Annotated in this window: 13 protein-coding genes; 12 read left to right on the top strand and 1 reads right to left on the bottom strand. The window is 68.2% G+C overall.

Features of this window, described 5'->3' with window-relative positions; all coding sequences use genetic code 11:
• The 9 genes from AC1DZ6_RS10285 to dapD all read left to right on the top strand — a co-directional run.
• Positions 1 to 739: OprO/OprP family phosphate-selective porin (locus AC1DZ6_RS10285; RefSeq protein ID WP_477097085.1), on the top strand; the 739-nt coding region annotated here is incomplete at its 5' end.
• Positions 740 to 749: 10 nt separating this feature from the next.
• Positions 750 to 1,802: a sulfate ABC transporter substrate-binding protein gene (locus tag AC1DZ6_RS10280; RefSeq protein ID WP_477097084.1), complete on the top strand. Its 1,053-nt coding sequence runs from the start codon at positions 750 to 752 to the stop codon at positions 1,800 to 1,802.
• Positions 1,803 to 1,841: 39 nt separating this feature from the next.
• Entirely contained in the window at positions 1,842 to 2,894 is a 1,053-nt protein-coding gene (locus tag AC1DZ6_RS10275) for a sulfate ABC transporter substrate-binding protein (RefSeq protein ID WP_477097083.1), read from the top strand.
• Positions 2,895 to 3,046: 152 nt separating this feature from the next.
• Positions 3,047 to 4,168 carry a photosensory histidine protein kinase LovK gene (gene lovK / locus AC1DZ6_RS10270; RefSeq protein ID WP_477097082.1) on the top strand — a complete coding sequence of 374 codons (1,122 nt, stop codon included), beginning with the start codon at positions 3,047 to 3,049 and terminating at the stop codon, positions 4,166 to 4,168.
• Between the two features lie 17 nt (positions 4,169 to 4,185).
• Positions 4,186 to 4,650: a response regulator gene (locus tag AC1DZ6_RS10265; RefSeq protein WP_477097081.1), complete on the top strand. Its 465-nt coding sequence runs from the start codon at positions 4,186 to 4,188 to the stop codon at positions 4,648 to 4,650.
• Position 4,651: 1 nt separating this feature from the next.
• Positions 4,652 to 4,927 carry a SemiSWEET family sugar transporter gene (locus AC1DZ6_RS10260; protein WP_477097080.1) on the top strand — a complete coding sequence of 92 codons (276 nt, stop codon included), beginning with the start codon at positions 4,652 to 4,654 and terminating at the stop codon, positions 4,925 to 4,927.
• A gap of 70 nt (positions 4,928 to 4,997) precedes the next feature.
• Positions 4,998 to 5,912, top strand: coding sequence for an acetylglutamate kinase (gene argB, locus AC1DZ6_RS10255; protein WP_477097079.1), 915 nt, complete (start codon positions 4,998 to 5,000; stop codon positions 5,910 to 5,912).
• A 148-nt stretch (positions 5,913 to 6,060) separates the two neighbouring features.
• Positions 6,061 to 6,726 (top strand): pyrimidine 5'-nucleotidase, encoded by a 666-nt coding sequence (locus tag AC1DZ6_RS10250; RefSeq protein ID WP_477097078.1) that lies wholly within the window; start codon positions 6,061 to 6,063, stop codon positions 6,724 to 6,726.
• Complete coding sequence (gene dapD / locus AC1DZ6_RS10245) at positions 6,723 to 7,571, top strand: 2,3,4,5-tetrahydropyridine-2,6-dicarboxylate N-succinyltransferase (protein WP_477097077.1); 849 nt, start codon at positions 6,723 to 6,725, stop codon at positions 7,569 to 7,571. The genes AC1DZ6_RS10250 and dapD overlap by 4 nt, the downstream gene beginning before the upstream one ends.
• A gap of 90 nt (positions 7,572 to 7,661) precedes the next feature.
• Here dapD and AC1DZ6_RS10240 read toward each other — a convergent pair whose 3' ends face one another.
• Entirely contained in the window at positions 7,662 to 8,120 is a 459-nt protein-coding gene (locus AC1DZ6_RS10240) for a cupin domain-containing protein (protein WP_477097076.1), read from the bottom strand.
• Positions 8,121 to 8,172: 52 nt separating this feature from the next.
• Here AC1DZ6_RS10240 and dapE point away from each other — a divergent pair, with 52 nt between their 5' ends.
• From dapE to AC1DZ6_RS10225, 3 genes are all read left to right on the top strand, one after another.
• Positions 8,173 to 9,345, top strand: a complete 1,173-nt coding sequence (gene dapE / locus AC1DZ6_RS10235; RefSeq protein ID WP_477097075.1) for a succinyl-diaminopimelate desuccinylase — start codon at positions 8,173 to 8,175, stop codon at positions 9,343 to 9,345.
• A complete protein-coding gene (locus AC1DZ6_RS10230) occupies positions 9,345 to 9,785 on the top strand; it encodes an EamA family transporter (RefSeq protein WP_477097074.1) in 441 nt (146 codons plus the stop codon). The genes dapE and AC1DZ6_RS10230 overlap by 1 nt, the downstream gene beginning before the upstream one ends.
• Before the next feature lie 2 nt (positions 9,786 to 9,787).
• Positions 9,788 to 10,506 (top strand): glutaminase (locus AC1DZ6_RS10225; protein WP_477097073.1); only part of this gene is annotated, 719 nt, incomplete at its 3' end.

Raw genomic sequence — 10,506 nt, 5'->3', positions numbered from 1 at the left:
GACCGGCGCCAAGGCCGGCGACGGCGCCACCTTCGACGAGCAGCTGGGTTATGTCGGCCGCGTCGCCTTCATTCCCTTCAAGGGCTATGACTGGTTGACCCATGTCGGCGTCAACGCCAGCCGGATCGCCCAGCCCGCCCAGATCGCCGCGGCCGGCGCCTATCCGATCACCGTCGAGGATCGTCCCGAGCTGCGCACCGACGGCACCCGTCTGGTCAGCTCCGGCGCCATCGACTCGTCGGGCGCCCGCCACTACGGCTTCGAGCTGGCCGCCCAGAAGAAGAACTTCCTGATCCAGGGCGAGTACTTCGACATCGCGCTGGACCGTCGCAACAAGCCGGCCAACGTCACCGATCCGAAGTTCTACGGCTGGTATGTCGAGGGCGGCTGGGTGCTGACCGGCGAGGCGCGCAAGTACAACGCCGCCAACTTCGCCTTCGACGCCCCGGCCATCGACAACCCGTTCGACCCGAAGGCCGGCAAGTGGGGCGCCTGGGAACTGGCGGCGCGCTACTCGGTGCTCGACGTCAACCACCACGAATACGCCACAGTGGCGGCCGACCGCGTTCGCGGCGGCGTCCAGGAGATCGCCACGTTCGGCGTGAACTGGTTCCCCAACTCGGTGACCAAGTTCTCGCTCGACTATCTGGACGTCGACGTCGACCGTCGCGACGCCTCGGGCGTGCAGATCGGCCAGAGCTACAAGGCCGTCAACCTGCGCAGCCAGTACGCGTTCTAAGGCCTCGGGCATGACCAAGCTTTCCGAAGCTCGGCGGCTCAACCTCTCCCGTCGCGACATGGTCGCGGCGGGAGCGGGGGTCGCCACCGGCCTGGGCTTCCTCGGTGAAGCAGGGGCCGCCGCCAAGTCGCTGACCCTGCTCAATGTCAGCTACGACCCGACCCGCGAGCTCTACAAGGAGATCAACGCCGCCTACGCCAAGTACTGGAAGGACAAGGTCGGCCAGGACCTGGTCATCAACCAGAGCCACGGCGGCTCGGGCAAGCAGGCCCGCTCGGTGATCGACGGCCTCCAGGCCGACGTGGTCACCCTGGCCCTGTCCAACGACATCGACGAGATCGCCAAGCGCGGCCTGATCGCCAAGAACTGGCAGTCGCGCCTGCCCGACAACTCGGCCCCCTACACCTCGACGATCATCTTCCTGGTCCGCAAGGGCAATCCCTGGAAGATCAAGGACTGGGGCGACCTGATCAAGCCGGGCATCGACATCGTCACGCCCAATCCCAAGACCGGCGGCGCGCCGCGCTGGGCCTATCTGGCCGCCTGGGCATGGGCCCTGAAGCAGCCGGGCGGCAACGACGCCAAGGCTCGCGCCTATGTCCAGCAGCTGTACCGCCAGGTGCCGGTTCTGGACACCGGCGCGCGGGGCTCGCTGACCACCTTCGTGCAGCGCGGCATCGGCGATGTCCTGCTCACCTGGGAGAACGAAGCCCACCTGGCCCGCCAGGAGTTCGGCGCCGACAAGTTCGAGATCGTCTATCCGTCGATGTCGATCCTGGCCGAGCCCTCGGTGGCGGTGGTCGACAGGAACGTCGACCGTCACAAGACCCGGGTCGTGGCGGAGGGCTATCTGAACTTCCTCTACAGCCCTGTCGCCCAGGACCTGATCGGCAAGAACAACTACCGCCCGCGCAACCCCGCGGCGGCGGCGAAGTACGCCGGCAAGTTCCCCAAGATTCCCCTGGTCACCATCGACGAGCAGTTCGGCGGCTGGGCCAAGGCCCAGGCCCGGCACTTCGCCGACGGCGGCGTGTTCGACCAGATCTACAAGCCCGGCGTTTAACCCTTTTCACGACCCACTTCTCACGCGAGCGACATCGCCATGACCCAAGATCTCAAGACCCCCACGCGCCGCGGCCTTCTGGGCACGGCCACGGCCGGGGCCGCGGCCCTGGCGGTTCCCGCCGCCCTGGCCGGCTCGGCCCACGCCCAGGGCGTCAAGCCGCTGACCCTGCTGAACGTCAGCTACGACCCGACGCGCGAGCTCTACAAGGACATCAACGCCGCCTACGCCAAGTACTGGAAGGACAAGGTCGGCCAGGACCTGACCATCAACCAGTCGCACGGCGGTTCGGGCAAGCAGGCCCGCTCGGTGATCGACGGCCTCCAGGCCGACGTCGTCACCCTGGCGCTCGCCTATGACATCGACGAGATCGCCGCCAAGGCCAAGCTTCTGCCGGCCAACTGGCAGTCGCGCCTGCCGCAGAACTCGACCCCCTACACCTCGACGATCGTGTTCCTGGTCCGCAAGGGCAATCCCTGGAAGATCAAGGACTGGGGCGACCTGATCAAGCCGGGCATCGACGTGATCACCCCCAACCCGAAGACCTCGGGCGGCGCGCGCTGGAACTACCTGGCCGCCTGGGCCTGGGCCCTGAAGCAGCCGGGCGGCAACCCCGCCAAGGCCGAGGCCTTCGTCGCCGAACTGTTCCGTCACGTGCCGGTGCTCGACACCGGGGCGCGCGGCGCGACCACCAGCTTCACCCAGCGCGGCCTGGGCGACGTCCTGCTGTCGTGGGAGAACGAGGCCTACCTGGCGCAGGAAGAACTGCCGGGCAAGTTCGACATCGTCTATCCGTCGCTGTCGATCCTGGCCGAACCGCCGGTGGCGATCGTCGACAAGAACGTCGACCGTCACAAGACCCGCCTGGCGGCCGAGGGCTATCTGAACTTCCTCTACAGCCCCATCGCCCAGGATCTGATCGGCAAGAACCACTACCGCCCGCGCAACGCCGCCTCGGCGGCCAAGTACGCCAGCAAGTTCAAGTCGATCCCGCTGGTCACCATCGACGACACGTTCGGCGGCTGGAAGAAGGCCCAGACCACCCACTTCGCCGACGGCGGCCTGTTCGACAAGATCTACAAGCCCAAGTAGGGCGAGCCCCACGTCCTTCGGACATAGACGGCCATGACGGCGGAAACTCTCGGGTTTCCGCCGTCATGCATTTTGGTCCAATGTCCGGAACCCGACATCTAAATCGGCGTTGGGGAACGACGGGGCATGTCGGCAGGTCGGGCGATCAGCGAATGACGGATCTATTGCGGTCGGAACGCGCGGCGGAAGAACTGGCCGCCGACCATGGCGTCGGCGATCCGTTCGCGGCGGCGATCCGGGCCACCCGCATGGCGATGCTCGTCACCGACGCCAGCCAGGCCGACAACCCGATCATCTTCGCCAACGACGCCTTCCTGGCCCTGACCGGCTATCGCCGCGACGAGGTCATCGGCCGCAACTGCCGCTTCCTGCAGGGCCCCGACACCGACCCCGCCGGGATCGAGACGATGCGGCGGGCCGTCGCCAACGGCGAGGACCTCGCGCTCGACATCCTCAACTACCGCAAGGACGGCACGACGTTCTGGAACGCCCTCTACCTGTCGCCCGTGCGCAGCAAGACCGGCGAGATCGCCTATTTCTTCGGCTCGCAGCTGAACATCAGCGACAAGAAGCGCGCCGAGCTCGAGCTGGGCGACACCCGTGAGCGCCTGGAGGCGGCCGTCGAGGCCCGCACCGCCGACCTGACCCACGCCCTGCAGCAGAAGACCGCCCTGCTCCACGAGGTGGATCACCGGGTGAAGAACAACCTGCAGCTCATCTCGTCCCTGCTGCTGCTGCAGAACCGCAGGGTCACCGATCCAGGGGTCAAGAACAGCCTGCGCGGCATGCTGGAGCGGGTCAGCGCCATCGCCACCGTCCATCGTCGCCTGTTCCAGAACGAAGACGTCGAGCGCTTCGACGTCTCGGCCTTCGTGCGCGACCTGGTCAGCGACATGATGGGCGCGGCGCGGCGCGACGACATCACGGTGCGCCTGGACCTGGAGCGCGTCGATATCGCCGCCTCCAAGGCCGCGCCCCTGGCCCTGGTGATCAGCGAACTGTTCTCCAACGCCCTGCGCCACGGCTTCCCGCCCGAGGCCCTTGCGGGGCGCGCCGGCGAGATCTTTGTCGGGCTCACCCGCCAAGACTCGGAATTCCGGATCGAAATCACGGACAACGGCGTTGGTGTGGAGAATTCCGCGTCGTCGGGCGGATTCGGTCTGACCATCGTTCAGCTGCTGTGCCAGCAGTTGAAAGCACGTCCCCAGACCACGCCCGCCGATCCTGGAACCCGCGTGGTGGTGCATCTGCCGGTCAATGGCGTCCATCACTGAAAAAGATTGGTTGCGTGATGAACGAGCGCCCGCTCGACGTCTTGATCGTGGAGGACGAGGTCCTGCTGGCCACCGAGCTGGAGTTCCTGGTCGAGGAAGTCGGCTGCAACGCGGTCGGCATGGCCATGAGTTCCGACGAGGCGGTCGGCTTGGCCCGCGACCTGCGCCCGGACCTGGCCCTGGTTGACGTCCACCTGCGCGACGGCCCGACGGGCGTCGAGGTGGCGCGCGCCATCCATGAAGACTGCGGCGGCGTGGCCCTGTTCATGACCGCCAACGTCAAGCGGCTGCCCGACGACTTCGCCGGCGCCTGCGGCGTGATCGGCAAGCCCTATTCCGAGCACGGGGTGAAGACCGCCCTGACCTATCTGACGATCTGCCTGCGCGAGGGCCAGGCCCCCGGCCCGCCGCCGGTCGGGCTGGAACTGTCGCCGGCCTATGCCGAACGCTGGGGCCTGAACGCCTTGCCGCAAGCCGTCTAGGGTGAGCGTCCCGCTTGTCGCGTCGGTCGTCGGCACGGCGGCGGCCCTGCTGTCGATCACCAGTTTCGCGCCGCAGATCGCCAAGATCTGGCGCGAAAAGGACGCCTCGTCGGTGTCGCTGCGCACCTACATCGTCACCGTCGCCGGCTTTTCCTGCTGGATCGCCTATGGCGTGCTGATCAAGGCCTGGCCGGTGATCGCCTCCAACACCGCCTGCCTGCTGATGTCGGGCGCGGTGCTGGCGCTGAAGTGGCGGTTCAGCAAGCGCGGGAAGTGACGCTGAACGCGTGACACGTGTCCCCACGTCCGCTATCGAGGCGCGCCTTTCGCCTTACAGGACCGCCGCCTTGACCGACGTCGCCGAGGAAGCGGGCTGGGCCACCGCCAAGACCCTGGCTGAAGCCCTGCCCTATATCCAGATCTACGACCGCGAAACGGTGGTGATCAAATACGGCGGTCACGCCATGGGCCAGGAAGAGGTCGCCAAGCTGTTCGCAGCCGATACCGTGCTGCTCAAGCTGCTGGGCGTCCACCCCGTCGTGGTGCACGGCGGCGGCCCGCAGATCAGCCGCATGCTCGACAAGGCCGGCGTCAAGTCGACCTTCGTGGACGGGCTGCGCGTCACCGACGAGGCCACCATGGAAGTGGCCGAGATGGTGCTGTCGGGCGCGATCAACAAGGAAATCGCCAACTGGATCACGCTGGCCGGAGCCGAGGCCGACGTGCGCGGCGTGGGCCTGTCGGGCAAGGACGCCCGGATGATCACCGCCGAAAAGGTGACCCGCACCCGCAAGGATCCTGACAGCAATATCGAGCAGGTCGTCGATCTGGGCTTCGTGGGCGAGCCGACCAAGGTCGATCCGCACATCATCCAGGCCCTGCTGACCTCGGAAACCGACTACATCCCGGTGATCGCCCCGATCGGCGTCTCGGAAGCCGGCCAGACCTTCAACATCAACGCCGACACCGTGGCCGGCGCGCTCGCCGGCGCCTTGAAGGCCAAGCGGATGTTGATGCTGACCGACATCGCCGGCGTGCTGGATGGTGACGGCAAGCTGATCCGCGCGATGACCATCGCCGAGGCCCGGGGCCTGATCGAAAGCGGCGTGGCCAGCGGCGGCATGATCCCCAAGCTGGAAAACGCCATCCACGCGGTGGAAAACGGCGTCGAGGCCGTGGTCATCCTGGACGGCCGCCGTCCCCACGCCATGCTGGTCGAACTGTTCAGCGAGCACGGCGCGGGCACGCTGATCTCGAAATGATGATCGCCTCCCATCTCCTCCCCCGTGCAACGGGGGAGGTGGCGGCGAAGCCGACGGAGGGGGCGTCGCCCCCCGCCGCCGGACGCCGCCTCCGTCACGCCGCGTATTCGCGTCGCGCCACCTCCCCCGCTTCGCGAGGGAGGAGCTGATGACCGCCGACCTGACTCATGTCGAGACCTGGCTGTTCGACCTGGACAACACCCTCTATCCGGCCGAGTGCGAGTACATGGCCCTGATCGAGGGCAAGATGACCGACTTCATGGAGCGGGAGACCGGCCTGCCCCGTGAGGAAGCCCGGGCGATCCAGAAGCGCTACTACAACGAGCACGGCACCACCCTGGCCGGGCTGATGGCCCATCACGGCATCGCGCCCAAGGCGTTCCTGGACGAGGTGCACGACGTCTCGATGGACCGCCTGACGCCGGACCCGGCCTTGCAGGACGCCATCGCCGCCCTGCCCGGCCGCCGGCTGATCTTCACCAACGGCTCGCTGGGCCACGCGGCGCGGGTGCTGGGCCATCTGGGCCTGGACCACCTGTTCGAAGACACCTTCGCCATCGAGACGGCCGACTATCTGCCCAAGCCGGCCATGGCCACCTTCGAGAAGGTGGTGGCTCGCCACGCCTTCGGCCCCAAGACCACGGCCTTCTTCGAGGACAGCGAGAAGAACCTCGCCCCCGCCGCCCTGCTGGGCATGACCACGATCCTGGTCGGGGCCCACGCGGCCGCCTCGACCGCCGACTTCGTCCATCACCGCACGCACGACCTCGCCGGGTTCCTGACCTCGGCGCGCCTGAAGGAAGCCTTCCGATGACCGCCGAACTCACTCTCGCCGACCTGCAGACCGAAGTCGAAGCCGCCTGGGAGGCCCGCGACGGCGTCTCCACCGCCACCACCGGTCCGGTGCGCACGGCCGTCGAGGAGACCCTGCTGCTGATCGACGCCGGCAAGGCCCGCGTCTCGGAGAAAGTGGGCGGCGAGTGGACCACCCACCAGTGGCTGAAGAAGGCTGTGCTGCTGTCGTTCCGCCTCAACCCCAACAGCGTCATGCGCGCCGGGACCATGGGCGGCGCGGTCGGCCCGTGGTGGGACAAGGTGCCCAACAAGTTCGACGGCTGGGAGGCTCCGCAGTTCGAGGCCGCCGGCTTCCGCGCCGTGCCCGGCTCGATCGTCCGCCGCGGCGCCTATGTCGGCAAGAACGTCATCCTGATGCCGTCGTTCGTGAACATCGGCGCCTACGTCGATGACAGCACCATGGTCGACACCTGGGTGACGGTCGGCTCGTGCGCCCAGATCGGCAAGCGCGTCCACCTGTCGGGCGGCGTCGGCATCGGCGGCGTGCTGGAGCCCCYGCAGGCCAACCCTACCATCATCGAGGACGACTGCTTCATCGGCGCCCGTTCGGAAGTCGTCGAGGGCGTCGTGGTCGGCGAGGGCTCGGTTCTGTCGATGGGCGTGTTCATCTCGGCCTCGACCAAGATCGTCGACCGCGCCACCGGCCAGATCCACATCGGCAAGGTGCCGCCCTACAGCGTCGTCGTCCCCGGCAGCCTGCCCGACAAGAACGGCGGCCCCAGCCTGTCCTGCGCCGTGATCGTCAAGACGGTCGACGCCAAGACCCGGTCAAAGACCAGCATCAACGACCTGCTGCGCGACTAGGCGGTCGGGGACACACCCTCGCGGCGTGTCCCCACGTTCAGACGCGGCGCCAAGGCATTGGGGACACGCCGCAAGGGCGTGTCCCCAACCCTACTCGTACGGCGTCCCGTCCTTGTGCCGGTAGAAGTCCTCCCCCGCCCGCGCGACCATGTCGATGTCCGTATAGGTGCAGGTGTCCCGGTCCGGGCGGCGCGATCCCATCTCCAGCAGCACCGCCTCGCGGTCGGAGCGGTTTTCCAGGTGGTGGCCATTGGCGATTCCGGCCTTGAAGCCGGCGCAGTCACCGGGCCGCAGCACGGTCTCGACGTCGTCCTCGACCAGCACCACCTCGCCCTCGACCACCCAGACGAATTCGTCTTCGGCGCTATGCCAGTGGCGTTGGCTGCTCCACTGGCCTGGCGGCAGGCGCATCAGGTTGACGCCGAACTGGTCGAGCCCCGCGAGGTCGCCAAGGGCCCAACGTCGCCGGCCCTGGCACTTCGCGTCGTGAGGCGGCGGATAGTCGGTTCCGACGCGCGTGGGGGCGGCGGGCATGTCGATCTTGGGCATGGCGGTGTTCTCGGGTTTGCGTCGGGCGCCAGGGGAGCCTAAAGCCAGGACAATGACTGACAACAGCCTCTCCACCGCCCCCAAAGCGATCATAGATCCCGTCGCGCTCGCGCAGGCCCTGATCCGTCGCCCGTCCGTGACCCCGGCCGACGAAGGCGCGATGGACGTTCTGCAGCGCCAGCTGGAAACCCTGGGCTTCAGCTGCCGCCGCATGAAGTTCGGCGAGATCGAGAACCTCTACGCCCGGCGCGGGACCGCCCGCCCCAACCTCTGCTTCGCCGGTCACACCGACGTGGTGCCGGTCGGCGACGACGCCGCCTGGACCGCCGGCCCCTTCGAGGCCGAGATCAAGGACGGCGTGCTGTACGGCCGAGGCGCGGTCGACATGAAGAGCGCCATCGCCGCCTTCGTCGCCGCCGTCTCGAACCTGCCCCAGGATCTGCCCGGGTCGCTCAGCTTCCTGATCACCGGCGACGAGGAGGGCGTGGCCGAGGACGGCACCGTCCGCGTCGTCCAGGCCCTGGCCGCCGAGGGCGAGATCATCGACCACTGCATCGTCGGCGAGCCCACCAGCGCCAACCTGCTGGGCGACATGGTCAAGATCGGCCGGCGCGGCAGCATCAACGCCTGGATCGCCGTGGACGGCAAACAGGGCCACGTGGCCTATCCGCACCGCGCCGCCAACCCGATCCCGGTGATGGTCGACATCCTGAGCCGCCTGCAGAGCAAGATCCTGGACGAGGGCTATGAGGGCTTCCAGCCCTCGAACCTGGAAGTCACCACGGTGGACGTCGGCAACACCGCCACCAACGTCATCCCCGCCAGCGCCAAGGCCCGGATCAACATCCGCTTCAACCCGGCCCACCAGGGCAAGGACCTGCAGGCCTGGATCGAAGCCGAATGCCGCGAGGCCGCCGAGGGCTTCTCGGGCCGGGTCGAGGCCCTGTGCAAGATCAGTGGCGAGGCCTTCCTGACGCAGCCGGGCGCCTTCACCGACGTCATCGTGGCCGCCGTCGGCGACGCCACCGGCCGGGCGCCCGAGCTCTCCACCACCGGCGGCACCAGCGACGCGCGGTTCATCCGCAGCCTGTGCCCCGTGGTCGAGTTCGGCCTGGTGGGCGCCACCATGCACGCGGTCGACGAGCGCGTGCCGGTGCAGGAGGTGCGGGACCTCGCCAACATCTACCAGGCCCTGATCGGCCGCTACTTCGCGGCCTTCGCCTGATGGGCCGGACCGTCCTGGCAAGCTGGCCCTTCTGGGCGCTCGCCTCGGCGGTCTTCGCGGCCCTGACCGCCATCCTGGCCAAGGTCGGGATCGACGGCGTCGGCTCGAACCTCGCCACCTTCATCCGCACCGTGGTGATCCTGGCCTTCGCGGCCCTGATCCTGACGGCGGCCGGCGAATGGCGGACGCCCGGCTCGATCGCCCCGCGCTCGTGGCTGTTCCTGGTGCTGTCGGGCCTGGCCACCGGGGCCTCGTGGCTCTGCTATTTCCGGGCCCTGAAGCTGGGCGAGGCGGCCAAGGTCGCGCCGATCGACAAGCTGTCGGTGGTGTTCGTGGCGATCATCGCCGCCACGTTCCTGGGCGAGAAGCTGTCGGCTCTGAACTGGCTGGGCGTCGCCCTGATCGCCGCCGGGGCCGTCCTCGTGGCGGTGCGGATCTAGGCATGGACGAGCTTTCGATCGCCGACATCCTGGCCGAGGTGGCCGTGCTGGTGAAGCCGCACTTCGGCAAGGGCCGACCCGCCGACTACATCCCCGAACTGGCCGGCGTAGCGCCCACCAAGTTCGGCATGGCCGTGCGGCTGGTCTCGGGCCAGGAGGCGGTGATCGGCGACGCCGACGAGGGCTTCTCGGTCCAGAGCATCACCAAGGTGTTCTCGCTGGGCCTGGCCCTGAACCGCTTCGGCGACGAGGTCTGGACCCGGGTCGGCAAGGAGCCGTCGGGCACCCCGTTCAACCACCTCTCGCAGCTGGAGTCCGAGGAGGGCGTGCCGCGCAATCCGTTCATCAATGCCGGGGCCCTGGCGATCAGCGACCTGCTGATGGACGTGTTCAAGGACCCGCCGGCCCTGGTGCGCGGCTTCGCGGGCTTCCTGGCCGGCGAGAAGCTCGAGATCGACGAGGCGGTGGCGGCGTCCGAACTGGCCAACGCCTGGCAGAACCGCGCCATCGCCAACCTGATGCGCGGCAAGGGCACGATTCAGCACGACCCCGAGGCCGTGGTCGCCGCCTATTGCCGCCAGTGCGCCCTGACCATGAGCTGCCGCCAGCTGGCCCGCGCCATGCTGCCCCTGGCGGCCGGCGGCTTCTCGCCGCTCGTCGAGGAGACGATCTTCCCCGAGCGCCTGACCCGCCGCCTGAACGCCCTGCTGCTGACCTGCGG

This window comes from Caulobacter sp. P1_B12_2 (assembly GCF_056406675.1).
Note: the sequence above shows the minus strand (reverse complement) of the source record. Positions and strands in the feature narration are given on the sequence as shown.